Consider the following 25348-nt stretch of genomic DNA (forward strand, 5'->3'; position numbering starts at 1 on the left):
CGTTTGATCAGTCTCTTCCCGGATATGATGAATTCATTCATAAGAACATTTGAGGGAGGACATATGATGAAGAAACTAATTAGTCTTTTATGTACAGCGGTGCTTGTAATTACACCGCTGGCAGATGTCAGAGCAGAGGCGAATAACAGCGGTACGATTGAGGCACGGGCGGAGCAGATCGCCAAGGAGATGGTGCAAAACTACGGTGTCACCAGTGTGCAATATGCGATCATGGATGAAGGGGAATATATTTTATCAGATAGTGTCGGATTGCACGATAAGGCATCAAAGAAGCCAATAGACAAGGATAGCATGTATGGCATAGGTTCGGTTAGCAAAATGGTTGTTACGGCAGCCGCCATGAAGCTGGTCGATTCCGGTAAAATAGATCTGGATGAGCCGCTTACTTCGTATATCAAGGACTTTAAAATGGCAGATGCGCGCTATACTCAAATCACACCGCGCATGTTGATGAATCATTCATCCGGTCTATACGGTACACATTATGGAAACAGCATGTTGTTTGACGATAATGATACCCGCAATCATGATGAGTTATTGCTCAAGCTTCAGTCCGAAAAACTGAAATCCAAACCTGGCGCATACTCCGTCTACGCCAATGACGGTTTTCAATTGCTTGAAATCCTGGTTGAACGGGTGAGCGGATTAAGCTACAGCGAATATATCGCCAAGTATATCAGCGAGCCGTTGGAGTTGGAATCAACGAAGACACCACTAGATTCCTTTGACAGAGCGCAATTATCCGAAACCTATTGGCCTACACTTGAGATGAAGATGCCTACCGAAAATGCAAACATTATCGGCACAGGCGGAGTGTATTCTACCGCAGAAGAATTGAGTCAATTCGGAGAGGTTTTAATGGGGAACAGACCGGATATTCTGTCCGAATCTGCTGTGAAGGCCATGCAATCTCATGAATATCGTAAGGGCATATGGGTATCTGATGAGCAAAATACGATCAATTATGGCTTGGGATGGGATTCGGTTGACCTTGCACCTTTCAGCGATTATGGGGTTACCGCGCTTGCCAAAGGCGGGGATACCATGTTGTACCATGCCGTGTTAATCACTATACCTGAACATGATATTTCAATGGCGGTTCTATCATCTGGCGGATCTTCCATCTACAATCAGATGTTTGCCAGCAAAGTGCTGCTGGAAGTTCTGGCGGATCAAGGCATCATTGACAAGGTTAAACCCGATCAGACCTTCTCGTCACCCGACAAAGTGAAGATGCCAACAGAATTAAGCGCGTACTCCGGTCTCTATGGTACGGTAGGAGAGACATTGGATATAACGATTAAGGATGGTGAGATGCAACTGCCTGCTTTGCTGGGTGGAATTATTCCAGAGCAGAAATATGTGTACACAGGGGACGAACATTTTACAAGTGCGGATGGCAGTGTAAAAGCTAGTTTTGTGAAGGAAAGTAATGACAAGGTGTATGTTAAAGTTCAAGGCATGATAACGTTACCCGGCATAGGTCAAACGGTAATGAACACGTATGATTATCAAAAACTGGATCATAATGCGCTTGACGCAGCAACCAAAGAGAAATGGACAGCTCGTGACGGCTCGAAATATTACGCATTGGATGAAAAAATAACATCGATCTTTTATCTGCTTCCATCGATGCTGATCAAGAACCTGTCTGTTGACGCCAAAAATGGCTATGCTAATGGCACGCAAATCATGGATGCAAACAACGCAGAGAATATCGCCGAGATTCCTGTAATGAACGGAAGAGACGCGTTTGATCTGCAATTTTACACAAAGAATGGCGCCGAGATTTTGCTCCAGGATGGGCAAGAATACATTGCCGAGGATGCGATTACTCCAATCTTTGGTGGGAAAAAAGGAATTACGACTATTCCGGCAAACGGTCAAGCCCGGTGGTATGCGATCGACGCCCGATCGGGTAACAAATCCATCACGGTGGATTCTCCCAAGACCGGAGGTTATGCAGTGTATAATGATAAAGGGGAAATGGTTGACTTCTCTGTAGCAACCAATCAGGAATCGACGAAACTCCCGAAAAGTGGTTTTATCGTTTTTGGTGGTGATGCGGGGGATGTCTTCCAGATCCAACTAAAGTAAAGCAGAAACTTCATTAATGAGTCACGTTCGCAACTTATCACCGAAAAAATACAGTTATCAAGAAGTCGCCTGGTGGCGGCTTTTTTAATATTTTCTTTGAATAATTTAACAATCCGGTAACTATTTGGACCTATCACACGTTATGTTTATGTAGTTATATCTCAGGATTTTAATAACAGGAGGAATTCATTTACCATGTTCAATATACATAAACGTCAAATGAATAAGGAATGGAAAAGAAGAGCAAGAAGACCCATCATTGCAGGCATTACTGTCGGAATGCTGATGGTTCACGGCGTTATCGGCGTGTTGCCATCGCAGGCACATGCTGAAGCATCGGATGTATCCATCCGTAACTGGTATTCGTATCAACGAATCACTGTACCTGAACTGAAACCTTCTTGGACAGCGAAAGTAGATAACTATCTGAATATGAACGAGACGTATGTTGGAGTTAATGCCATCGCAGAAGAAGGCAAAGTATTCACGTTTGCTGGATCGAAGCTGATTGCACTCGATGCGACAACAGGTAAACGGCTGTGGACTTACGGCAAAGAACTGACTCCTTATATTACCTATCAAAGCGGGATTCTCTACGGACTGACCATTGATCACAAGCCATATGCCTTGAATGCGAAGACAGGCAAAGCAAAATGGCAGTCAGGCACATCCACCTGGATTGATACGTATAACCGTACGGAAGCTCTGATTCCAACGGTGGATACCCTCTACGTGATTAAGGGGAGTACAACGTTTGCACTGGATATCCAGTCAGGCAAACTGCGCTGGGAAGCAGATGAACCATTAGGTGAAGGTAATGGTACTGAGTATCTGAGAGAATCTAATGGTGTGGTGCTGAGAACCTTTTTTGTCCAAGGGGCACTTACATCCTTACAGCTTAATGCATATGACAAGAAAACGGGCAAGAAGCTATGGGGTCATTTTGGTCAGGGGGAAGCTATTCAGATCAAAGACGGTCTTGTATACTCAGCGGACTACTATTCTTCGATGTTGGAAAATGACGATTCTTCACCAGAACGCAAATGGAAAGTGAATGCGTACAATCTGAAGACCGGTGTGTTAAAAGGAAGTCAGGAGTATAAGTGGACCATGCCGGGGGATCCACCGTATGTGAATGGGTATGGAGGGATATTTTCCAATAAAGACAAACTATACATTCTACAAGGGGATAAGATAGCGGAGTATTCGTTGACCTCAAGCAATCCAGGAACCGCGCCACTTCGAACTTTTCACCGTCCTTACGGCGAAAATATGGTATGGCTTGGCGTTACACAGGAAAGGTTGATCTTCAAAAACGGAAACACGGGAGAACTTACAGGCATCAAGCTGGCTAATAGTCAAGAGGTCCAGTGGCATGGTGATGCCCCCGTTTCTCAGATTGATGTTTACGGCAAAGGGATGTATCGAGCACAACGTAACGGCACACTGCTTGTCCTCAACATGATGTCGGGTCAGTCGGTCTTCCGCGTCTCCACCGGTGGAGATCTGCACAACACGACGTTGAAGACAAACGGAATGATCATCATCCAAGCCGAAGGCAAACTTCTCGGCGTTAAGCTGCCAGCGTCGCTGAAATAAATGATTTACCTGCATCTGCCGCTGAACAAAAATCATGTGAGAAGACTGGATTACGGCATAGCTGCCCATAATCCGGTCTTTTTTTATTTTTGCGCATAAAACACTGCAAAGTCCAAGTATTTGTACATGCAATCTGCCACGCGAAACCCCGCTTCCTCCAACCACACCAATTGATCCTCCAGCGTGGCATTGATATCCACCTTGCGTCTTTCTATTGAAGCCGAGATGGCTTCCTCAGACAAACCACTTTGATGAATCGCTTCTAACCAGCGCTGGCGGTAATAGGTGTCCGTATCGGGGGTTCTTCCCTGAACTTGATCTGCGTTGATGAAGCATCCACCTGGTTCTAACAACTTGTGTACAGAGTCAAACACCTTTTTCTTGTCAGCGTGGGGCAGATGGTGAATAGACAGGGAGGAAATAATCATATCGTAGGAACTGGTGAAATCGTACTTGGAGTAATCCCCGATCACATACTGTACTTGGTTTGCATCAGCAAATCTTCGACGTGCTCCTTCGAGCATTTGATCACTAATATCGATCAGGGTTAATCGCGCGTTGGGATACTTTTGCAGGACCAATCCGGAGAGCAGTCCCGTTCCTGCACCCAGATCAAGAATACGTGGAGAATCGAGCGGGCTTTTCATTAGATCCAGAGCCATTCCATAAAAATCATCAAAACAAGGGATAAGCTGCTTTCGCTGCACATCATAATCTTGGGCTACCTTATCAAACAGCTGCTTTACTGAGAATTCCATGTGCTCATCACTCCTTGAGGTTTTCTCCATATTTTACAAACTTAAAGGCATCAAGGGAAATACTGATTATGGATAAACTCATAGGTTGGACCTATGGGTTCCGAGTCTCTGCCATGGGTAATAACATGTAAGCGCAGAATATAGACAGGGAGGAATGCACCTGATGTTTCAACCACGTTCTATTATGATGAGTATCTCGTTAATCGTTATAGTTCTAACACTTGTAGCTTGCTCTGGTAGTTATGAACCTTTGCCTAACCCTCAACCATCAATGCCAGTAGGTGAACCTGCTCCAGCACCTTCAACAGAAAATGAACAACCATCTGAAACAGATGGAACAGAAGAAGCAAATGAAACGGAGCGTCCACAGACCGCAAGTTTTGAAATGTTGACCGCAGATGGCAATCAATCACTAGAGGCGACCTTGCAACAAGGAGAAGGATTTTCCTTGTACGTATTCGAGAAATTCACATTTGATGCTACTCAAGGCCGTCTGTCACTGACTAGTAACGCTGACTATTATGTGGATATTGAACCACTGCCTTCGGATTATAATCTGGCAGAACTGGAGACAGCGGGTAAAGAAGAATTAGTAAAAGCCGGTAAGGTATCCGATTATAGTGGAGAACTGGTAGAACACCCGCTTGGTTATGCCGAGCTCTATCTTCAGGCCTCTGGTGAAGAAGGTATTAGCGATTATATGGTCTGGAAATCAGAAGAAGGGGACGCATTTCTATTCCGTCTTCATAATCCAAAAGGAGAAGAGGCCTCTGATTTCGCCAGTCCGGTCCTTGTTTCGTTATCCACCGTTCAGGGTGATGCGTAAATTAGATGACTATAATCATTTCAACGAGAGTCGCCAACTGGCGACTTTTTTCACCTTTACAGATTGCACAGAAAATTGCGAGGTGATGTATTCACTTCCATTTGACTTAGAGTACGCTCTAGGGTGTAGACTTTGAAGAAGAAGAAATATTGCCAAGGAGATGAACAGAATGACACAGGAAAATAATATTAGAACTTTACAACATAAAATGGACTCTGGCTTCAATCATAACAGTACAGCGGAGGATGTATTGAGAGATATGGACTTGTCAGGACAGCTTGCTATTGTAACGGGTGGATATTCCGGCCTCGGGTTGGAGACGACACGTGCGCTTGTTAATGCGGGAGCCCGTGTAGTGGTGACTGCGCGTCGTCCAGCGGTTGCGAAGGAAGCACTTTCGGGTCTGGAAGGTGTTGAAATAGATGCATTGGACCTTGCTGATTTATCCAGCGTTCGTGCTTTTGCCGAGCGGTTTCTGGCGAGTGATCGGAACATTGACATGCTGATTCTTAATGCGGGCATCATGGCTTGCCCGGAGACGCGGGTTGGTCCTGGCTGGGAAGCTCAATTTGCAACAAATCATCTGGGACACTTTGCCCTGACTAATCTGTTATGGCCAGCACTCGCAAGTCAGGGGGGAGCACGTGTTGTTTCCTTGGCATCAGCGGGACATCATTTCTCACCTATTCGTTGGGATGACATCCAATTTGAACATGGCTATGAGAAATTCCCTGCCTATGGACAGTCCAAAACAGCAACGATTTTATTCAGTGTTGAGCTGGATCGTCGAGGTGCAGAGCACGGCGTACGGGCTTTCTCAGTTCATCCAGGCGGAATTATGACACCACTACAGCGTCATATGCCAAAAGAGGAAATGATTGCTCTGGGCTGGATTGATGAATCTGGACAAGTGGCCAACCCTGCGTTCAAAACACCTGAGCAGGGGGCAGCGACGCAGGTCTGGGCAGCAACCTCTCCTCAGCTTGAGGAAAAAGGCGGTGTCTACTGCGAGGATTGTGACATCAGTGAAATGGCTCCTGAGGATGGAGGTTTCTATGGGGTCAAGAAGTATGCTATCGACCCCGAGCAAGCTATTCGTTTATGGGAGCTATCGGCCAAGCTGACTCAAACAGACATAGAACTCTCATAATCATGTAGTTTTCTTGTCCACGAGATAACGATATTGCATGAGAAACGCCTTGCGGTGTTCATCCGGCCTAGATGCTGGTTCCGCAAGGCGTTTTTTTATTTATTTTCGAAAGAGAACATTTAGTTTCATGAAAAACTTTCATATATCTTTAAGTTGAAATTAATCGTACCCTCATCTATTTCATGCTTAATAGAGAATAAGCTACGATACATCATACATAAGGAGAAACGCCTATGAAATTCAAGAAAAAAATCGGTACGGTCAGGAACCGTCTGGTAGCATCATTTTTAATCGTATTGTTGCTTCCCAGTCTGGTTATCGGAGGATTCGCCTATTTTACCGCTAAACAGCAAGTAGATACACAACTAGCCAACATGGCCAACACCGACATATCGCTCGTTAGCAGCATGGTCAACCAATACATACAAGCTAAACAATCAGATGTGGGTCTCTTAGCCGAATCCATTACATCTACAACTCCTGAAGCCGCATTAAAAGCCTATACAAATAACCATTCGGAGGTCGAATCAGCTATTTTTGTTAACAACGACGGACAGCATGTGTACGCTTCTTCCAGTCAGAGCAAGCCGGGCAACGATAAATCTCTGGAGAGCGAATTCTATTCAAAGGCGATGGCTGATCCAGGACAGGTTGTTCTGACAGAGCCGTTCACTTCGGAACAGTCGGGTAACACGGTAGTCACCTTAGCGAAAGCGTCTATTGACAGCAAGTCAGTCGTCGCCGTAACCCTTGATTTAAGCACTCTGCAAGAGATTGTAGGCCAGATCAAAATTGGAGATAACGGCTTTGTCGTCATTTTTGGCGCGAATGGCTCTATGATCGTAACTCCGCCATGGGGAACTGAAGGTTCTCAGGGTGAGGATGCGGCAAATGGTAGTGCAACACCGCTCAACTCTTCTTCCGATGCAGAACAAGACACCGCTCAAGGTGATGGAGGACCCGGGACAACGATGTTTGAGGGCGACTCCGGCCAAATTGCGCAAAGCTCTCCTGAAGGAGAGACACGTCAGCTCGTCTATATTACCAATCAGCTTACGGGCTGGAAAATCGCAGGGGATCGCTCGCCGATCGAGATCGTGCAAGCAGCCAAACCCATTTGGAACAATACATTAATGGTCATCTCCGTGTTTGCCCTGCTAGGGATAGGGATGACAATCCTGATCGTGCGTTCGATCACCAAACCGCTCAAAACATTAAATGATGTATCTGAGGAAGTCAGTCGGGGAGATTTGACCCAAAGCGCAGCCATTCATTCAAATGATGAACTCGGTCAGTTGGGGGATGCCTTCAACCTTATGGTCGGTTCCCTGAATTCCATTGTATCCGAGGTGAAGAATTCATCTAATCAACTGGTCACTGCTTCGGAACAGTTATCCGCTAATGCGGGACAAAGTGCAACGGCAACAGGGCATATCGCTGAAACGATTGAACAGATGGCGGAAGGCGCTGACAGACAGGTCGCGCTGGTTGAAGCAAGTCTGCGTACTATTCATCATGTGGCGGAACAAATTGGTCGTATCGCAAATAACGCCTCAGCAACAGCTTTAGCTACAGAACATGTTGCAGAGAAATCAAAGGAGGGTGGGCAGGCTATCAATGGCGCTGTGGCGCAAATGGGAACTATCCACCATTCTGTCAACCGTGTGTCGGATGGCATTAACCATCTGGTTCAGACTTCGTTGGAGATCGGGCAAATTATCAAGGTGATCTCGGACATCTCCCGTCAGACCAATTTACTGGCTTTGAATGCGTCCATTGAAGCTGCACGGGCAGGTGAGCATGGTAAAGGCTTTGCTGTTGTAGCCAGAGAAGTAGGTACACTCGCGGAGCAAGCTGCTGATTCAGCGAAGCAAGTCACCACACTAATTGGCAGCATTAACGAAGGAATCCAGCATGCAGATCAATCCATGGTTGAGGCAATTGGTGAAGTCTCCAAAGGGATGAACGTAATGAATACGGCGGGCCAGCTCTTTGACGAAATCACCTTGTCCGTGGATACGGTGAACAGCAAAGCCAGCGAAGTGTCCACCATGGCCGATAATATCGTTCAAGAAACCTCCCATGTGGTGGCGAAAATCGAGGACATTTCTCATGTCTCGCGGGAAACGGCCGAAGGAGCGCAAACAGTATCTGCCGCAACAGAGCAACAGCTTGCTTCCATGCAAGAGATCAACTCATTTTCTTCTTATCTGGCCCGCATGGCATCACGTCTTCAGGAACTCACAGAAAAGTTCAAAATCTAAAGAGAATACCATTAATTATTATGAAAACAACATAATTTCAAACAAAATCTCCTATTTAGCATATAATAAAGAAGGAGCATCTCATTTTCGCGATGGTGCAATCATTTCTTTATGAATTCAGGGAGAGAAAATCATGAATATTTTTGAGCATCAGATACCTTTGGAAAAAGTGAAATTCAATGAACCACTAAAAAATCACACGTTTATTAAAATAGGTGGCAACGCAGATATTCTCATCCATCCAACAACGATAGACGAAATCACTAAAATCGTGGAAATTGCCAACTTACATCAGTTACCTCTGACGGTCATTGGAAAAGGCTCAAACGTCATTATTAAAGACGGGGGCATCCGGGGAGTAACGATTTCTCTTAGCCACTTCGATCAAATTAAAGTGAATGAGGACAGCATGATTGCTCAAAGCGGCGTTGATATCATTGATGTATCCAGACTTGCTTTGGAGCATAGCTTGACCGGTTTGGAGTTTGCTTGTGGCATTCCTGGCAGCACGGGGGGCGCACTTTACATGAATGCGGGTGCTTATGGCGGTCAGATCGCCGATGTTGTGGAACGTGCGACTGTGATCACCAAAGACGGTGCAGTGTTGGAGATTCCGCGAGAAGAGATGAAGTTTGGTTATCGAAATAGTCTCTTCAAGATGGATCACTATATCATACTGGAGGCCGAATTCGGGCTCAAAAAAGGAAACAAGGAAGATATTGCAAGCAAAATGAAGGAATTAACGTTCCTAAGAGAATCCAAGCAGCCGCTTGAATTCCCCTCTTGTGGAAGTGTATTTAAACGACCCGAAGGACATTTTGCCGGTAAACTGATTCAGGATTGTAACTTGCAGGGCACTCGCATCGGAGGCGCTGAAATCTCCATGAAGCATGCAGGTTTCATCGTAAATGTGGATCACGCTACTGCCCAGGATTATATGGATCTGATCCAATTTATTCAGAAGAAAGTATATGATACGTTCCAAGTTGACTTGGAAACCGAAGTAATCTTTCTGGGAGAATAGCTTTGATGAATGACTTGAAAGGTCGCCAATGGCGGCCTTTTTTGATTGTATGAATTATACTCAAACAAGAACTCATATGCTAATTATGGTAATATCAGAGTGATTGTATTTAATATTTCATCGTTATCATAAGGAGTGTACATGGAGATAATCAAGCGTAACAGGAGAATTTTGCTAATCTCTGCAATGGTAATTTTACTATCGCCCCTGTCAATCTTGGCATATATGTATATGAATGAACGAGCTGGTGGGCTAGCCGATCAACGGATATCCAAAGTTTGGGGATTGAATGAACCTATACGTATTCCTATAGCGAACAGTCCTCAAGGGGCCGTTCAAGAATTTAGAGGTGAATCTTATACCTCCCAATTCATTCATCAGGAGGCTGTGGACGGGGGCATGATTTTGTTTACACAAAAAAAGGGTCGGGAAAATAACAGTAATCTTCAGATGGAGTATACCCGCAAGAACATTTTCGGATGGAAATGGGTATGGGGTGGAGGATATTCCATTAATGAATCAGTTGAATCCAAGTTTGCGTTGAATTATATGAGCATACCGAAATTAGAAAAAGTCTCGGCCCCGTTACCGATGTTATTTGGTGACATCATAGACTCCACTATCAAACGTGTAACTGTTGAAATCAAGCAAAATGGAAAGCCTGAAATTTTCGATGCGAAGCTGGTTGAGGCAGGTGAGAACCAACAAATCTGGTATGCATTCCTGCCTTCATCAGCTACTCCTCCTTATACAATCAAAGCATATGATGAAAAGGAGAGCCTCTTAATCAACAAAGACATTGAAGAGGCAGATGGCTTTGGCTCATTATTTATTGAATAATCTCAAATAGAACTCCAGTAAAAAACAGCGGCATTCGAAGACTTTAGGTACGAGTCTAAGATTGTTGCTGTTTTACGGTTAGAGAATAAATAGTTACCTGGACTTTGGATCATCTGCGGTTCGATTGGCCTTCACATATTTGAGCTGCGCAACGATGATGACACTGATGATGACCAGCAGGAACCACGAACTAATTTTGCTAAAGCTAACCAGTTGCCAGGCATCATGCTGATCAGGGTATTTCCAGGCATTGAAAAATGTAGCGATGTTCTCAGCAGTCCAAATGAAGAAACCAACGATGATAAAAGCAAGCGATAAGGGCATTCGATAGGTCGTTGCTCTTACCCGGTAAATAATCCAGGTTTTCCAGAAGACAATAAATACAAGCGCCGTCAGCCACCAGCGAAAATCGGGCATAAAATGATGAGTGAAAAAGTTAATATAGATGGCTGCTCCGAGCAGCATCGAAGGTGCAAAACCAGGCCATCCGGTCATGTCCATCCGCAGTCTTCGCCACACCTGACACATAAAACTGGCTACACTTGCATACATGAATCCACTATAAAGAGGGACACCCAGGATTTTGCTGTATGCTTGCTCAGGGTATGACCATGATCCCATCCATACTTTATAGATTTCTAGCACCAGGCCAATAATGTGAAATACACAGATGACCTTGATTTCATCCTTGGTTTCCAAGCCGCTTCGATACATTAGGTACTGCACAGCAAGCAATACGAGCAGAATGGCATCATATCGATGAAGGAAAGGAATAGGAATTACGCTGGACAGTGCCAGTGTTCCAAAGATCGCTACGGGAAATATGCAGCTCATTGCCTGATGATAGCCAAAATGAAGTAGTTGTATTAGAGATTTCAAGTCGAGTTAAACTCCTTTCCAAACATGTTGGAGCAAGATTCATTTAAAATTTAAGGTTCTTCATCACGGGCGTTTTTGCCTACACTTCATAATATAGATATGATCCATGAATAAAAAGAGAAAAAACCACGCAAATCTGTTCTTGTTTTCAAACTGGAATCATCATGAGAGGGCTCTATGTGAGGTCGACAGGGTCACTCCATGTATATTCTCTTGTGTGGTTATGTTAAAATGAAGTTCGTACAATTACATTAGATAAGGAGGCCGCTATGCAACCGATTAAACCTCAAGACATTCAGCTCCGGATCAATAATCTTGCTGATCAGGACTTATACGTACATCTAGAACTTACGTCAGGTGCTTACGCACAACACATGGACAGTACAAAACATCCAGCATCGGCATTCATTACTAATGCGGCCATACGATATACGCAGGGGTCCATTTCAGGTACAGGTCCATACCGTGTTGGTCTGAAAACAACGCAGGGATGGCTTTACGCCGAAGGACTTACACATATTGATGAGCAGGAACAAGAAAGACTGATTCTCGCCGGTCACGACAGCCAGGGTAAACTAGTTGTGGCGTTACAATTAAGCCGAGAGATGTTCTGATGAAAGCGGAGGATTGAATAACCATGAATACTACACACAACGAGCATGAGCGCATCTTGGTGGTGTATCCACATCCAGATGATGAAGCTTTCTCTGTATCGGGAACGTTAGCCAAATACATAGATGGCGGTGCCCATGTAACCTATGCTTGTCTAACACTTGGCGAGATGGGGCGCAATATGGGGATTCCTCCATTTGCCAACCGAGTGACGTTGCCTGGCATCCGTAAACAGGAACTCATCGAAGCTTCTGAAGCGATTGGTATTCAGGACCTGAGAATGCTGGGTTTCCACGATAAAATGCTGGAGTTCGAAGACCCACAGTTACTGGAAGATACCATCATGTCGCTACTTAAAGAGTTGAACCCCACGCTGGTCATTACGTTCTATCCGGGGTACAGTGTTCATCCCGATCATGATGCAACGGGAGCCGCTGTTATACGTACAATCGCTAAACTTCCTGTGGATGAACGTCCGATTGTTCACTGCGTTGCGTTCGCTAATAATCAGGAACAGTACATTGGCAAACCGGATGTATTTGTTGACGTATCCGAATTTTTGGATCGAAAAATGGCGTCCATTCGTGCCCATCGTTCACAATTCCAGGCAGCAGAGCTTGTAGGAAATCGTGAGCTGAATAATGAAGAAATCAAGAAACGTTTTGGCAGAGAAACATTTTGGACCTATCCATTTGAATAATATATTACTTAGAAGTCGCCTATATGGCGGCTTTTTTTGATTTACATCACAATATCGACACAAAAATGGAGCGTCTATAGCCTAATTGAGCTATATGGAATAAATATCATTTTAAGTACACTATGATCAGGATTGTGATAACGCTTCATTTATTACGTTGCTTCAATGGATGAGGAACATGGAGAGTTGATTTTAAGTGGAATGGAGGGATGGTGTGTACAATCAACGTATATTTTGGATTAACGTAAGACCCGTTGAATACATTGCCACAGCAATAAGCAACTGTAACAAGAAGCCGGAATTGCGCGGTTTGAATTATGAGTAATCCTTGGGCAGGCTTGAGTGTATTCAACAGTTGTAAGAAGAGTCGGGTTACGGGTTTCATTTTTCTAATCGGAATGATGATGCTCCTGCTATCCCTTCCACACGGTGCAGTCATTGCCTCCTCCGGACATCGTGATCTCATTCCCCTTCAGCCTATGATTGACCGTTCTGCGCCAGGAGAAGTCATTGTACTTGCATCAGGTCGATATTCAGGCCCTGTAACGATTGATAAGAACATCACCATTCAGGGTGATCCTACGGTCATAGTCGTGAATGAGGAAACCACTTCTACAATAACTATTCAGTCGGATGGGGTGAAGTTAAGGGGGTTTACGATTGAGCATAATGCGAATGAACAGACCGCAGCGATTCAGGTTGAAGGGAAAAACAGTGAAATCACGGATTTTCATATTCAGACCCAAGGGTATGGGATGATCATCCGGAATTCGAGTCAGGCAACGATTCAGCGGAACAACATTACGTGGGCCGGGGCTGATTCTGCTTCCAGTGGCCAGAAGGGCAATGGCATTGATCTGTACAACTCCCATGATAGCTTCATTGAAGCCAATGAGATCACTGGCATGAGGGATGGAATCTATCTGGAAAACAGTCGCAAGTCTACGGTGCAAAATAACAGGCTGTTACATACAAGGTACGGCATCCACTGTATGTACATTGACGGCTCTTCTGTCATGGACAATATCGGAGAGGAGAACATGACAGGTGCCATGATTATGGGCGTCAAGAATACGGTCATATCGGGCAATTCTTTTCGCAAACAGAGTACTAATGTTCATTCTCAAGGGATTTTGTTGTATGACGTGCATCAATCCTCAATTCACAACAATGTGGTGGAGGGTAATCGTGTCGGCATGAATATTGCAGAGTCATCGGGCAATGAGATCCATGACAATGCGGTGCTTCGGAATTTTGTTGGCATACAGCTTGTTCTGGCAGAAGCTAATGAGTTTACACGTAACCAATTGGTGTCTAATGTCATTGAAGCTTCGGCGCTGGATAGCCCGAATAATGTCCTGATGGAGAACTACTGGGACTCCTTTCAGGGGCTCGATCTGAATCGGGATGGGATCAGTGAAATATCCTATGCCATCAATCCTTTTTATGAGCAACTGGTCAGTCGAAATTCAGCGTATCAGCTCTTTTTCCAATCACCGGGTATGGTCTTTCTGAGTGAGTTGTTTACAGAAGGCAGAGAACAATGGACTACCGACAAATCGCCACGAATGAGTATGGATACGGAATCTGATCTGCACATGTCAGTAGAAAGTGCTACAGATTCCAATGTGGTGTGGTTGTTCGGGTTAATTCTGTTGGGTATGGCAACTTTTATAATCATCTATATGGGGGTATTACGAAAATGAACAAAAGCTTGAACAGAAGATGGACATTCCTCATGGTACTTATGTTTGGCATGGTGCTGTTAAGCGCTTGCGGAACAAAATACGCGGCATTGCCGATCAATGAAGACGTGGATATCTGTGCGATCTGTAAAATGCAGGTGAAGGACGATGCATATGCAACACAGCTCACTACGAAAGACGGCCAAAATTACAAGTTCGATGATATCGGCTGCATGAACCAGTGGAAAACAGAAAATGGCACAGATAACATCGGCATGGACTATGTACGTGACTATAATGACAAGGAATGGATTGAATACAGCAAAGCCACGTATGTATACGACGCTTCATTGCGTACACCTATGGCCTATGGAATTCTTAACTTTAAGGACAAGCCCTCGGCTGAAGCTTTCATTGCAGAGCAAGGTGTAGGAACCATTATGACCGCTGAGGATCTTGCCTCTCATGACTGGAAACAGAACACAGAGAATATGGACATGATGGGTGAACATGGGCATGATGAGCACGGACATGGTGAAGAAGGAGACGGTAACGAGATGCATCAGGAAGGTGAGATGAAAGAAGAGTCAGGCCACTAAGTATGACAATAGAAAATGGTGATCAATGATGTCAGATATGATACAGATTGCAAGACGAGAAGTGAAAATGGGATTTCGCAATCCTTGGGCGTATTCGTTTCTGATCCTTTTTTGCACATTTAGCTTAAGCTTGTTACTTCTGAATTCGCAGAATCTGGTTGAAGGATATTCGGGCACAACAGGTTCGATGTTGAATCTCATTCTTTACCTCTTACCATTAATGACGCTGTTCCTCGGTTCCTTCTCACTAACATCCGAAAAGGAAGACGGTAGCTGGCAACTGCTGTCCACGTATCCCATTGGCACGATGTCTTTTATTGTGGGCAAGTATCTTGGGCTGTCGATTGTTTTAATTACCATTGTTGCGTTTGGATACGGCCTGATGGGGGTTATTAGCGGAGTAATCGGGAATCCACTGGATGCCGTGACATATCTTCTCTTTCTGGCATTTTCTTGTGGACTGGTGTTGTTATTCCTGACGTTGGCGCTATTTATCGGTTCGTTGTCGCGCAATCGGTGGCAGGCGTTAACCATATCCGTGACCGTATGGTTTTTTGCAGTCATTGGATGGCCGACCTTATTGCTCTCTGTGCTGGGACTGATGCCTTATCTATGGGTGAAACCGCTGCTGATTATACTAACGCTCATCAATCCGGCCGAGCTGGTGCGATTGTTTGTAGTCATCAAACTGGGAGGCGGCTCCATTCTTGGACCAGAATATTATCGATGGGTGGAGTGGGTGCAACAACCAAGTGGCAGTTGGATCTTCATCGGGATATGCCTATTCTGGATTGCCTTCTCTGTCTTGGCGGTATATGCGATCTGGGAGAGGGGGCGTTCTCATGGATAAGATGGGACTCGAAGTGATGGGATTGTGCAAATCCATTAAAAAGCAACCGATTGTTGAGGATATCTCCTTTCGCATTACTTCAGGCCAAGTGCTTGCCCTCTGTGGAGGGAATGGTGCAGGAAAGAGCACGGTGCTGCGTATGATCGCAGGAATTCTTCGGCCTACCTCCGGTGAGGTTGCAGTGAACAATGTACGATGGTTGAAGGAGCGCAAGCGTTATTCAGAGCAGATTGGATATATGCCGGACGATTATCAATTTAATCAAGGACTGAGTGCGGAGGAAATGCTTCTGTTCTGGGCTTCTCTGAGGAAAGTTCCCAAGGAGAGAGTACAGGAAGTACTGACCATGGTAGGTTTGGAGGATCAAAAGAAAAACCGGGTTACGACCTTCTCCAAAGGCATGCGCCAACGTGTGTTATTCGCCCAGGCTGTGCTGTCGAAACCTCCACTGCTCATCATGGATGAGCCAACGAATGGATTGGACCCATTCTGGATGCAGGAATTAACTCAGCTGCTCAAGGGCATCAAACAGGAAGGCCACATGGTCGTGTTCTCGACCCATCAGTTGGAGATTGCAGACGACATTGCGGATCAGGTGATATTCATGAATCATGGACGTAATGTTGGAGAGGGCTCTACTCACGACTTTTGTGATCAATTCGGTTCGCTCCATGCAGCATTCCATCAAAGTCTTGGTTTAAAGTGAAGGTGAGTTTATTGCAGAAAAAAAGTTTTAAAAGCAGACGTACACTTACAATTTTGATTGGTGTAATCGCATTGTTAGCAGGTACATGGGCCATTTTCGAAAATGTATCTACACCCGAGTCTGGGCGTGGAAACGCCATTGAAGCAGGTGCAAAAGCCCCTGAGTTCACAGCGGTTAATTCAGCAGGCGAACAAGTCAGACTGTCGGATTATCGGGGCAAAGCCGTCATGATTAACTTTTGGGCTTCATGGTGCACACCTTGTGTAAGGGAGATGCCGCTCGTTCACCAGATTGCTCAGGACTATCAGACCGACGTGGAAACCCTGTTTGTTAACGTGGGAGAATCGAAGGGTACGATTCGTGAGTTTATGGATAAGCAGGCGTTTGATTTCCCGGTGATCATTGATGTGACGGGCAACATATCAGGTATGTATCGTATAACGGGTTTGCCCGCAACAATGGTTATTGATAAGGACGGAGAGTTCCGTCATATATTGCTCGGTGAACTGACTGAAGATACACCATTGCAGCAATGGCTGAAAGATAGTATCTAGTTGTAAGCGTTGGATGGTGAGAAAAGGGGCAGGAACGCCAGAGATCGCCATGTTACAAGTGAAATGAATTTGCGTTAAAAGTAACTACAAAAAGTAACCAGATAAAAAGCCGGACACCCATTTAACGAAGGGGTGTCCGGCTTTACTTTTGAAGATATGCTGCTTCGCAGCCGATTACAATACAGCAGCTGAAGCGTGATTGTTACGAGCGATTCTGGTTGCGTCAACCATGTTACGCAGAGAAGCTACCGTTTCTTCCTGTCCACGGGTTTTTAATCCGCAGTCCGGGTTAATCCAGAACAGCTTCGGATCAAGAACACGCAGGGCACGTTCAATCATGCTGCTCATTTCATCTACACTCGGAACACGTGGACTATGGATGTCATATACGCCAAGACCGATACCGAGCTCATACGTATTTTCTTCAAAACTATGAATCAGTTCACCGTGACTACGGGATGTCTCAATGGAGATAACATCCGCATCCATAGCTTCAATGGAATCAATCATGTCATGGAATTCGCAATAGCACATATGCGTATGAATTTGAGTCGTTTCATGCACCGTGCACGTGGAGATACGGAACGCTTTGACTGCCCAAGCCAGGTAATCAGCTTGTTCATTTTCTTTCAACGGAAGCCCTTCACGAACAGCCGGCTCGTCAACCTGTATCATGCCAATGCCTGCCTGTTCAAGTGCTTCGACTTCCTGTCTCAACGCATACGCCAATTGATAGGCAATCTGCTCACGAGCAATGTCTTCGCGTACGAATGACCAGTTCATGATGGTAATCGGGCCAGTCAACATGCCTTTGACAGGACGCTCAGTCTGCGATTGGGCATATTTCGTTTCTTCAACCGTCATTTCACCAGTAAACGCAACATCTCCGAAGATGATAGGTGGCTTCACGCAACGGGAACCATATGATTGTACCCAGCCGAACTGTGTAAAGGCAAAACCGGCAAGTTTCTCGCCAAAGAATTCAACCATGTCGGTACGCTCAAACTCGCCATGTACCAGTACGTCAATTCCGATCTCTTCTTGAATCTTGATCCAGATATCAATCTGATCCCGGATGAAGGCAGCATACTGTTCGTTGTTCAACTCACCCTTGCGCCACAACTGACGTGCTTTTCTGACTTCAGCAGATTGTGGGAAACTACCAATCGTTGTTGTCGGGAAGAGTGGCAATTGCCATTTGGCCTGTTGGGCTTCATGACGCTCTGCAAAAGGACGGGATCGCTCTGGCTGTTGAACACTGATGGACGCAACGGCTTTCTGTACAGCGGTACGGTTCCGATCTTCGGATTGCTGAAGCGCCTGAAGGGTAAGCTCAGCTTCGTCTATTTTGGCGGTAATCTCTGCACTCGGTGAAGATAAGGCTGTAGTCAAAAGAACGATCTCATCCAGCTTTTCATCTGCAAATGCAAGAGCATTTTTCAGTTCAGATGTAAGTTTTGTCTCACGTTCTGTTGTAACTGGCACATGCAGCAGGCTGCAAGATGATTGCACGATGATACGTTCAGGTGTCACGAACTCAGTCAATTCATTCAGCAAATTCAGTTTTGCTTGAAGGGAAGCTTTCCAGATCCCACGTCCATCAATAATACCTGCACCAAGCACTTTGTCTGCCGGGAAACCGGATGTCCGAATGGATTGTGTGTTACCAGAGAGTCCGTGTACAAAATCAAGTCCTACACCTTGAACTGGCAGTGCAACAATGTCGCTGTAGTTTTCGACAGATTCAAAGTACGTTTGCAGCATGATATTCAGACCTGGAACGGCTGCGGCAAATGTTTGATATATTTTATTCAGACGCTGTACGTCTTCATCGCTTAATTTGGTTACCAGAATAGGTTCGTCGACCTGCACCCACTGAACGCCTTCGCTCGCAAGTTCCTGAAGCAATTGAGTATAGAGTGGAAGCAAGCGGTCTAACCAAGCGTCTGTCTCGGATTTATCATAGCCTTTGGAGAGCTTCAGGAAGGTTAGCGGTCCAACAATAACCGGTTTCCCTTCAATGCCGAGTTTTTCTTTTGCTTCACGATAAGCGAGAAGTGGTTTGTTCTCCGTCAGAGTTGGGGAAGCCCCGTCCAGTTCAGGTACTATGTAGTGATAGTTGGTGTTAAACCATTTTGTCATTTCACTTGCTGCGGCATCTTTCGTTCCACGGGCAATGCCATAATATACAGACAACGGAACCGAGCCACCATCATAAGCAAAACGTTTAGGAATAATGCCAAACATCACGGCCGTATCCAGGATATGATCATAATAGCTGAAGTCATTAACCGGAATGATGTCGATGCCTTTTGCTTGTTGCTTGCGCAAATGATCGATGCGGATCTCCTGCAAACGTGCGTGAAATTCTGATTCCTCCAGCTTGCCTGCCCAGAACGCTTCCAACGCTTTCTTCCATTCCCGATCAGCACCAATACGCGGATATCCCAATACACTACTTTTTGTCATCGTTTAAAACCCCTCTGCTTTTATGTTACACAAAATTTATCACAGATCCGGAGTTATAATGTAATTCCATTAAATTATACCTAGTTATAGCCTAGGGCTATATCCAAAGGTGTATGCTATATAAGTTGAACTAACGAGTATTTACAGTTGCCACTCCGATGACAAAATAACCTTCCAACTCAGCTAAGGATAAAAAATAGATCATAATCATATTTTGTATGCTTTTGCATTCGCTCGGGATAATAGAAAGTAAAAAGGTGGATGAGTATGGTAATTCAAAAACAAATTTTTCTCTCAATACTTGCAGCTATCACATTAATGTTAAATAGTGTTTTCCTATCCACAGATGTTACATATGCAGATCCTGAGAGCGTACAGGAAGAAAACTATAAGGCATTGGCACTTACGATTTTCAACCCATACATTTCCCGTGAGATTACCAGCTATTATCAGGCAAATCATATGCCGGTCCCTAGCTACGGTCTATATGATATCCATGTATTGGAACTTAAAAGGCGCATACAAGGTGGTTATAACTTTCGAACCGTTCTGGAAGTCAGAACGTTCTACGGTCCACATAACCCGCCATATGGGAAAGAGATCATTACGTTTGAAATAGACCCCGCTAATGTTACAATGGTGAACTATGTTCATACGAATGATTGAAAGGAAGGCGGTACGCATGAATCTGTATCATATCCAGTCCACCGTGCACGGAATCAACAGAGTAACATCATTTCTGGAAGACAATTATATTGGTATTGCTTGGTCAAGTACAGGGGATCTGGAGCAAACGCCCCCGGAACTATGGAAGGAACTGTTGGTTCAACACTATCCCTTGGATGAAGCAGAATTGGCGAGCACACTCGCGACATTACATATGTTTGGTAACCTCATGCAGGATGGAGATTATGTATTAATTAGCGATGATGAATGGACGTATGTTGGGGATATCGGGGATTATTATTACGACGATTCCGCTGGCACAGAAAACGACTTGATCTGTCACCGTCGCGGAGTTACATGGTTGGGTCGTATTCCTCTCGCTGAGCTGAATGACAAAGTGCAGGCACTGCAAAATGATTCAGCCATCCTTGCGAAGTTTGAGTATCCTATATCACAAGCACAGCTGGATCGAGGTCTTGCAGTCAGCATAACAGCCGAAGCAACGAACTCTCTCACAACAGGGGTAGATGAAGCCACAATTCAGACAGCTCTCCAGGTGCTGAGAGAAGCGTTACACAGTGAAGAAGAAGAGCTGCGAATTCGTGCGGCTACAGCCATTTTGCAGTATGCCAAACCATAAACCCTTAACTATATAAATTGAACTAAACATTTACACAAAACGGAGAGGACAGAAAGAACCTGAAGAAGCGGAGCGTTCGCCTACAAGCTTTCTGCAAGAAAGCTACATCGGAAGCATACGTTATCCCCGGATTTACCCTTTATAAAAAGAATTAAAAAAATCTGGGGATAACAGCGATCGGAAGGTTGTTCTGTCATCGGAGTGTCCAGTGTAAATATTCGTTAGTTCATTTTAACTAGCCCTGAGATCTGTTCATTTACATTCCCCTGGCTTAGTCCACCGTGGTAACAAATCACAGATGTAATGTCGAGTTCAATATACTTCTTTAAGGAGCAACGAGCCGTTTCGATATCCAGTGTAGTTGGCTCATGAATGCCTCCAAGCATGCCGTCTACACTGTACATTGAATCTCCGGCGATGAGCGTCTTGCTGTCCATCAAATATAGACTGATATGACCTGGCGTATGACCAGGTGTATGAATAACACGAATTCCGCCGCAAAACGGCAGTACCTGACCATCAATTAGAGTTTCATCTACTTTGCCCATTGGAGGATGCTCAAGGTGACCGTCTTTGAGTAGAGGGAGCTGTCCCTCAATATACGGTTTATCCAGCTCATGTGCATATATCTTGACTTGTGAGCCACACTCCTGCAAAATCTCGGGAAGACACCCGATATGGTCCACATCCTGATGCGTCAAAATCACTGTTTTAAGTCGGTTGATCGGCACGCCAACCTTTTCGAGTTCGATAAGTAAATCGTCATATTGTCCAGGGAATCCTGTATCAATTAACACAACCATTTCTTCATCCCATATCAGAACAGGGTGAATTATATTCCCCTCAAAATCAAGCTGAAGCATCGCTATTCCCTTTGAAATTTCCATAATATCAGACCTCCAAGAATTTAAATTCATATACATCGTTGATCTTTATATTTCTTATGTAAACGAATAAAGACGGCAATAAGATACGTTCTTGTATTTATAGGGTGTACTTATAGAAATATTCAATGAATGAGGGAATTGACGCTTGATGTTGGGAATGATAATTTAGATATATCATTAAAACCAATAAGTCCAATAAGATAAAGGGGGTATGTGGGATGACACATATCGTGCATGCAGCAGCTGAAGATATTCGGAGCGAGGATTCGCTGCTATTGATCAAGGAACTGAGTGAAGAACTCGGTTTGTTATATGGCGGTGATGGAACGGCGGGATTTCAACTGTCAGACGTTGAAGTGCCACGTGCGGCTTTTATCGTTGCCAGGATCGACGGGTATCCGGTCGGTTGCGGAGCACTTAGACCCCTTGATGATACATCTGTAGAAGTTAAACGCATGTATACACGCAGTGGTTACCGCCGTAAAGGGATTGCCCAGGCGATATTGGCCGAGGCAGAGCGTCTTGCGAACGAACTTGGTTATACCAATCTGAAACTGCAAACAGGTCCCTTGCAACCAGAAGCTGCAGCGCTGTATGAGCGTGTAGGGTATTATCGGATTCCTGTTTTCAGTGGAAATTGGGACAGAGTGTTGGCCTACCAGAAAGATCTGGTACACGAAAAAGTATAATTATACGCATCACAGCTTTTATTTGCTGAACGGACAGAGGAACACAAGATAAAAGTAAAAAAGTCGCCGATTGGCGACTTTTTGCATTTTAACATACTCCATATACTCCATATACTCCAATTATCTCATCTGAAAATACAGACAAAAGTGTTCAATCCGTTGCGCTAGTATTGATCGAAGGTTCCTGATGTTGGACACCCCATTCGCATAGTCCTTCCAAAACGGGCAATAACGTTTCAGCTTTGGCTGTCAGACGGTACTCGACTTTAGGAGGGACTTGGGGATATTCTTTCCGTTCCACCATACCATCTGCTTCCAATTCTTTGAGCTGTGAACTCAGCGTTTTATACGTGATAGCGCCGATCTGTCTTTTAAGTTCATTGAAGCGGACAGGCTGGTTATCAGCCAGAAGATACATAATCACCATTTTCCATTTGCCACCAATGACAGACAACGTATATCCAAAAGGGGTATCTTGAATATTTTTAACTTTACCGTGGTATTCAGCCATACTCATCATTTACACTATCCTTCCGGGTAGTACCTATCATAAAAGACCGTACTATTTATTTGTTTGGGCTCAGTTTATACTAACCTTACTTTGAAGTAAAGGGGATTTACGATGACTCAAAAAACAATACGTCTGCTTATGCCACAATGGCAAGGTGGAGATAATCCTAACTACTCTTTTGGAGCGGAGTTGCTTGCATGGCTCGCACCTGACAATGATCAACCTCTCATTCATGTTCCTGTTGAGGCTTATGATGGAACATCTCTGGTAAGCGAGAAAGGGATAAAAGGCAGAGCACAGTTACTTCAGCAATTGCAGGCTGCCCAGCATATTATTCAAGCTCACCAGCCCGATCGCATTGTCATGTTTGGCGGTGACTGTTTGGTTGAACAAGCCCCGTTTGCTTATTTAAATGAACGATATGGCGGAGAACTTGGTTTGATATGGATTGATGCACATGGTGATCTGGTTAGATACGAGGGCTATGACAACGGTCATACTTTACCGCTTGGGAACCTTCTTGGGGAAGGCGATCCGGAGTTTGCTAAACATGTGAGTGTCCCCTTGAAGCCTGAACATGTCTTCATGGCCGGGTTGACAACCGCCACGGAACAGGAAACCGAAGTGATTCAAAGATTAGGTATCCGAACGGCTGGAACTGAAGAATTAACCCATGGCATGGATTCGATTAAGAAGTGGATTAAAGAGACTGGTATCAAACATCTGGCAATTCATCTTGATCTGGATGTGCTTGATCCCAACATGTTCCGTTCATTGTTATTCGCCAAACCAGGGGAACCTTATGTGTTTTCACCAGCGGGAACCATGCAAATACCTCACTTGCTTCATCTAATCAAAGAACTGTCTGAAGAAACAGATGTAGTTGGATTAGGGATAACTGAGCATATGCCGTGGGATGCCATTAACTTGAAGAATTTGCTTGGAGAAATACCTATCCTGAACCAGTGATATAGGTAATAAGTCGCCAGAATAAATCAGAATACTGATATAAGGAGTCAAAATATAGGAAGATTACAGATAAAAATATCAATATTATTATATGGGTGGTTCGACGAGAATCAGAAATTAAACAAACTGAGGAGAGACACCCAGATGGTCACGTTATTGTTAATCATTATTTATCTCGCATTTATAGGGCTGGGATTACCGGATGCTTTACTTGGCAGTGCCTGGTCCGTTATGAAAAACGATATACATGCGACAACAGAAATGGCGGGTTACATATCGCTATTCATTTCATTTAGTACAGTAGTGTCCAGTCTGTCCGCCAGCCGATTGTTACACCGATTCGGAACGGGTAAAGTCACATTATTTAGTATCCTCTCAACAACGATCGCACTGTTGGGGTTCTCATTCTCTGAGAATTTTGTGTTTTTACTAATTCTGGCGATCCCTCTCGGCTTAGGTGCAGGTTCGGTGGATGCGGCACTAAGTAATTATGTAGCATTGCATTTCAAGGCCAAGCATATGAACTGGTTGCATTGTTTCTGGGGAATTGGCGCAGTGACAGGCCCACTCGTTATGGCATATTGGCTGAATCAAGCAAACAACTGGCGTGCAGGATACGTTACTGTGGGGTTGATTTTGCTTGGGATCGTGGTAGTCTTATTATCAACTTTGTCTCTATGGAAGATTTTTGAGAAGGGAAGAGTAGAGGGTTCAGGCGATGAGAAGAAACGCGTAAGCAACCGTGAGGCCATACGTATCCCTGGCGTGAAAATGTCGATGCTTGCGATGCTCTGTTACAATGGTTCCGAAACTGCTGCCGGTCTGTGGATGGCTTCTTTCTTCATTGTTAGCAAAGGAGTTTCTCCAGGCACTGCCGCAGCACTATCCTCTCTATTTTTCATTGGCATTATCTTGGGACGTGTAATCTCAGGCTTTCTTTCGACTCATATATCCAGCAAAAATCTCATCAGATATGGTGGAATCGTTGGATGCTTCGGATTAGTTATCCTGGTTATGCCGATTCCTTACTGGGTTGCCGCAGGGGCTTTATTTATCGTGGGAATGGGCGGAGCACCGATCTATCCGAGTATTGTTCATGCGACACCGGAACGTTTCGGTGAGAAGGCATCCCCAAGTGTAATTGGACTTGAAATGGCCAGTGCCTATACAGGTTCAACACTCCTCCCGTTAGGTATGGGACTCCTAGCCAGCCAATGGGGAATGTCAATGGTACCCCTGATCCTGCTGATTCTGTTCAGTGTCATGTTCGCGGCTACAGAGCTGGTTAACAAAAGCAACAAGGCTACACGTCTGACCGTCTAGCTCTTGCTATAGGTCATTAAGGTTCTGCCA

Annotated in this window: 24 protein-coding genes; 19 read left to right on the plus strand and 5 right to left on the minus strand. The window is 44.8% G+C overall.

Going from position 1 to position 25348, the window contains the following annotated elements:
• Positions 1-66: 66 nt before the first annotated feature.
• Positions 67-2118 (plus strand): serine hydrolase domain-containing protein, encoded by a 2052-nt coding sequence (locus tag BS614_RS18140; protein WP_074094994.1) that lies wholly within the window; start codon positions 67-69, stop codon positions 2116-2118.
• Between the two features lie 195 nt (positions 2119-2313).
• Positions 2314-3717, plus strand: a complete 1404-nt coding sequence (locus BS614_RS18145) for an outer membrane protein assembly factor BamB family protein (RefSeq protein ID WP_074094995.1) — start codon at positions 2314-2316, stop codon at positions 3715-3717.
• Positions 3718-3800: 83 nt separating this feature from the next.
• Here the strand turns inward: BS614_RS18145 and BS614_RS18150 are convergent, their stop codons facing one another.
• A complete protein-coding gene (locus BS614_RS18150) occupies positions 3801-4475 on the minus strand; it encodes a class I SAM-dependent methyltransferase (protein WP_074094996.1) in 675 nt (224 codons plus the stop codon).
• Between the two features lie 163 nt (positions 4476-4638).
• Between BS614_RS18150 and BS614_RS18155 the strand changes: the two genes are divergently transcribed.
• From BS614_RS18155 to BS614_RS18175, 5 genes are all read left to right on the plus strand, one after another.
• Entirely contained in the window at positions 4639-5301 is a 663-nt protein-coding gene (locus BS614_RS18155; RefSeq protein ID WP_074094997.1) for a hypothetical protein, read from the plus strand.
• Positions 5302-5470: 169 nt separating this feature from the next.
• Positions 5471-6451, plus strand: coding sequence for an SDR family NAD(P)-dependent oxidoreductase (locus BS614_RS18160; protein WP_074094998.1), 981 nt, complete (start codon positions 5471-5473; stop codon positions 6449-6451).
• Between the two features lie 233 nt (positions 6452-6684).
• Positions 6685-8715: a methyl-accepting chemotaxis protein gene (locus BS614_RS18165; RefSeq protein ID WP_074094999.1), complete on the plus strand. Its 2031-nt coding sequence runs from the start codon at positions 6685-6687 to the stop codon at positions 8713-8715.
• Between the two features lie 115 nt (positions 8716-8830).
• A complete protein-coding gene (murB, locus tag BS614_RS18170) occupies positions 8831-9739 on the plus strand; it encodes a UDP-N-acetylmuramate dehydrogenase (RefSeq protein ID WP_425320280.1) in 909 nt (302 codons plus the stop codon).
• A 141-nt stretch (positions 9740-9880) separates the two neighbouring features.
• Complete coding sequence (locus BS614_RS18175; protein ID WP_074095001.1) at positions 9881-10579, plus strand: hypothetical protein; 699 nt, start codon at positions 9881-9883, stop codon at positions 10577-10579.
• A 93-nt stretch (positions 10580-10672) separates the two neighbouring features.
• Here the strand turns inward: BS614_RS18175 and BS614_RS18180 are convergent, their stop codons facing one another.
• Complete coding sequence (locus BS614_RS18180; RefSeq protein WP_036608089.1) at positions 10673-11458, minus strand: DUF817 domain-containing protein; 786 nt, start codon at positions 11456-11458, stop codon at positions 10673-10675.
• A 269-nt stretch (positions 11459-11727) separates the two neighbouring features.
• Here BS614_RS18180 and BS614_RS18185 point away from each other — a divergent pair, with 269 nt between their 5' ends.
• The 7 genes from BS614_RS18185 to BS614_RS18215 all read left to right on the plus strand — a co-directional run bounded on the left by BS614_RS18185 (position 11728) and on the right by BS614_RS18215 (position 17164).
• Positions 11728-12072 carry a YojF family protein gene (locus tag BS614_RS18185; protein WP_017688572.1) on the plus strand — a complete coding sequence of 115 codons (345 nt, stop codon included), beginning with the start codon at positions 11728-11730 and terminating at the stop codon, positions 12070-12072.
• A 23-nt stretch (positions 12073-12095) separates the two neighbouring features.
• The gene (gene bshB2 / locus BS614_RS18190; RefSeq protein WP_074095002.1) at positions 12096-12770 is read left to right on the plus strand and encodes a bacillithiol biosynthesis deacetylase BshB2; all 675 of its coding nucleotides are present in this window, start codon (positions 12096-12098) and stop codon (positions 12768-12770) included.
• Positions 12771-13087: 317 nt separating this feature from the next.
• Positions 13088-14476, plus strand: coding sequence for a right-handed parallel beta-helix repeat-containing protein (locus BS614_RS18195; protein WP_244898156.1), 1389 nt, complete (start codon positions 13088-13090; stop codon positions 14474-14476).
• Positions 14473-15054, plus strand: a complete 582-nt coding sequence (locus BS614_RS18200) for a nitrous oxide reductase accessory protein NosL (RefSeq protein WP_074095004.1) — start codon at positions 14473-14475, stop codon at positions 15052-15054. Before BS614_RS18195 ends, BS614_RS18200 begins: the two co-directional genes overlap by 4 nt.
• A 28-nt stretch (positions 15055-15082) precedes the next feature.
• Entirely contained in the window at positions 15083-15904 is an 822-nt protein-coding gene (locus BS614_RS18205; protein ID WP_036608083.1) for an ABC transporter permease, read from the plus strand.
• Positions 15897-16610 (plus strand): ABC transporter ATP-binding protein, encoded by a 714-nt coding sequence (locus BS614_RS18210; protein WP_036608081.1) that lies wholly within the window; start codon positions 15897-15899, stop codon positions 16608-16610. Before BS614_RS18205 ends, BS614_RS18210 begins: the two co-directional genes overlap by 8 nt.
• Before the next feature lie 2 nt (positions 16611-16612).
• Positions 16613-17164, plus strand: coding sequence for a TlpA family protein disulfide reductase (locus BS614_RS18215; RefSeq protein ID WP_244898157.1), 552 nt, complete (start codon positions 16613-16615; stop codon positions 17162-17164).
• A gap of 174 nt (positions 17165-17338) precedes the next feature.
• On the opposite strand, the gene metE is transcribed toward BS614_RS18215, so the two are convergent.
• Entirely contained in the window at positions 17339-19633 is a 2295-nt protein-coding gene (metE, locus tag BS614_RS18220) for a 5-methyltetrahydropteroyltriglutamate--homocysteine S-methyltransferase (protein WP_074095006.1), read from the minus strand.
• A gap of 267 nt (positions 19634-19900) precedes the next feature.
• Here metE and BS614_RS18225 point away from each other — a divergent pair, with 267 nt between their 5' ends.
• The gene (locus BS614_RS18225; RefSeq protein ID WP_074095007.1) at positions 19901-20299 is read left to right on the plus strand and encodes a DUF3888 domain-containing protein; all 399 of its coding nucleotides are present in this window, start codon (positions 19901-19903) and stop codon (positions 20297-20299) included.
• Positions 20300-20315: 16 nt separating this feature from the next.
• Positions 20316-20939 (plus strand): hypothetical protein, encoded by a 624-nt coding sequence (locus tag BS614_RS18230; protein ID WP_074095008.1) that lies wholly within the window; start codon positions 20316-20318, stop codon positions 20937-20939.
• Between the two features lie 221 nt (positions 20940-21160).
• On the opposite strand, the gene BS614_RS18235 is transcribed toward BS614_RS18230, so the two are convergent.
• Positions 21161-21826 carry an MBL fold metallo-hydrolase gene (locus tag BS614_RS18235; protein ID WP_074095009.1) on the minus strand — a complete coding sequence of 222 codons (666 nt, stop codon included), beginning with the start codon at positions 21824-21826 and terminating at the stop codon, positions 21161-21163.
• A gap of 218 nt (positions 21827-22044) precedes the next feature.
• Here BS614_RS18235 and BS614_RS18240 point away from each other — a divergent pair, with 218 nt between their 5' ends.
• Entirely contained in the window at positions 22045-22515 is a 471-nt protein-coding gene (locus BS614_RS18240) for a GNAT family N-acetyltransferase (protein WP_074095010.1), read from the plus strand.
• Positions 22516-22666: 151 nt separating this feature from the next.
• On the opposite strand, the gene BS614_RS18245 is transcribed toward BS614_RS18240, so the two are convergent.
• Complete coding sequence (locus BS614_RS18245; protein WP_074096895.1) at positions 22667-23032, minus strand: winged helix-turn-helix transcriptional regulator; 366 nt, start codon at positions 23030-23032, stop codon at positions 22667-22669.
• Positions 23033-23137: 105 nt separating this feature from the next.
• Between BS614_RS18245 and BS614_RS18250 the strand changes: the two genes are divergently transcribed.
• Both BS614_RS18250 and BS614_RS18255 read left to right on the plus strand, forming a co-directional pair.
• Positions 23138-23995 carry an arginase family protein gene (locus BS614_RS18250; RefSeq protein ID WP_074095011.1) on the plus strand — a complete coding sequence of 286 codons (858 nt, stop codon included), beginning with the start codon at positions 23138-23140 and terminating at the stop codon, positions 23993-23995.
• A 144-nt stretch (positions 23996-24139) separates the two neighbouring features.
• Positions 24140-25318, plus strand: a complete 1179-nt coding sequence (locus BS614_RS18255) for an MFS transporter (protein WP_074095012.1) — start codon at positions 24140-24142, stop codon at positions 25316-25318.
• Positions 25319-25348 lie beyond the last annotated feature (30 nt).

This window comes from Paenibacillus xylanexedens (assembly GCF_001908275.1).
In the GTDB taxonomy this organism is placed as follows: Bacteria; Bacillota; Bacilli; order Paenibacillales; family Paenibacillaceae; genus Paenibacillus; species Paenibacillus xylanexedens_A.

Excerpts from the sequence above, each read along its gene's own strand:
- BS614_RS18140 (WP_074094994.1), top strand. The coding sequence starts at position 67 with ATGAAGAAACTAATTAGTCTTTTATGTACAGCGGTGCTTGTAATTACA.
- BS614_RS18145 (WP_074094995.1), top strand. The coding sequence starts at position 2,314 with ATGTTCAATATACATAAACGTCAAATGAATAAGGAATGGAAAAGAAGA.
- BS614_RS18150 (WP_074094996.1), bottom strand. The coding sequence starts at position 4,475 with ATGGAATTCTCAGTAAAGCAGCTGTTTGATAAGGTAGCCCAAGATTAT.
- BS614_RS18155 (WP_074094997.1), top strand. The coding sequence starts at position 4,639 with ATGTTTCAACCACGTTCTATTATGATGAGTATCTCGTTAATCGTTATA.
- BS614_RS18160 (WP_074094998.1), top strand. The coding sequence starts at position 5,471 with ATGACACAGGAAAATAATATTAGAACTTTACAACATAAAATGGACTCT.
- BS614_RS18165 (WP_074094999.1), top strand. The coding sequence starts at position 6,685 with ATGAAATTCAAGAAAAAAATCGGTACGGTCAGGAACCGTCTGGTAGCA.
- BS614_RS18175 (WP_074095001.1), top strand. The coding sequence starts at position 9,881 with ATGGAGATAATCAAGCGTAACAGGAGAATTTTGCTAATCTCTGCAATG.
- BS614_RS18185 (WP_017688572.1), top strand. The coding sequence starts at position 11,728 with ATGCAACCGATTAAACCTCAAGACATTCAGCTCCGGATCAATAATCTT.
- bshB2 (WP_074095002.1), top strand. The coding sequence starts at position 12,096 with ATGAATACTACACACAACGAGCATGAGCGCATCTTGGTGGTGTATCCA.
- BS614_RS18195 (WP_244898156.1), top strand. The coding sequence starts at position 13,088 with ATGAGTAATCCTTGGGCAGGCTTGAGTGTATTCAACAGTTGTAAGAAG.
- BS614_RS18200 (WP_074095004.1), top strand. The coding sequence starts at position 14,473 with ATGAACAAAAGCTTGAACAGAAGATGGACATTCCTCATGGTACTTATG.
- BS614_RS18205 (WP_036608083.1), top strand. The coding sequence starts at position 15,083 with ATGTCAGATATGATACAGATTGCAAGACGAGAAGTGAAAATGGGATTT.
- BS614_RS18210 (WP_036608081.1), top strand. The coding sequence starts at position 15,897 with ATGGATAAGATGGGACTCGAAGTGATGGGATTGTGCAAATCCATTAAA.
- metE (WP_074095006.1), bottom strand. The coding sequence starts at position 19,633 with ATGACAAAAAGTAGTGTATTGGGATATCCGCGTATTGGTGCTGATCGG.
- BS614_RS18225 (WP_074095007.1), top strand. The coding sequence starts at position 19,901 with ATGGTAATTCAAAAACAAATTTTTCTCTCAATACTTGCAGCTATCACA.
- BS614_RS18230 (WP_074095008.1), top strand. The coding sequence starts at position 20,316 with ATGAATCTGTATCATATCCAGTCCACCGTGCACGGAATCAACAGAGTA.
- BS614_RS18235 (WP_074095009.1), bottom strand. The coding sequence starts at position 21,826 with ATGGAAATTTCAAAGGGAATAGCGATGCTTCAGCTTGATTTTGAGGGG.
- BS614_RS18240 (WP_074095010.1), top strand. The coding sequence starts at position 22,045 with ATGACACATATCGTGCATGCAGCAGCTGAAGATATTCGGAGCGAGGAT.
- BS614_RS18245 (WP_074096895.1), bottom strand. The coding sequence starts at position 23,032 with ATGAGTATGGCTGAATACCACGGTAAAGTTAAAAATATTCAAGATACC.
- BS614_RS18250 (WP_074095011.1), top strand. The coding sequence starts at position 23,138 with ATGACTCAAAAAACAATACGTCTGCTTATGCCACAATGGCAAGGTGGA.
- BS614_RS18255 (WP_074095012.1), top strand. The coding sequence starts at position 24,140 with ATGGTCACGTTATTGTTAATCATTATTTATCTCGCATTTATAGGGCTG.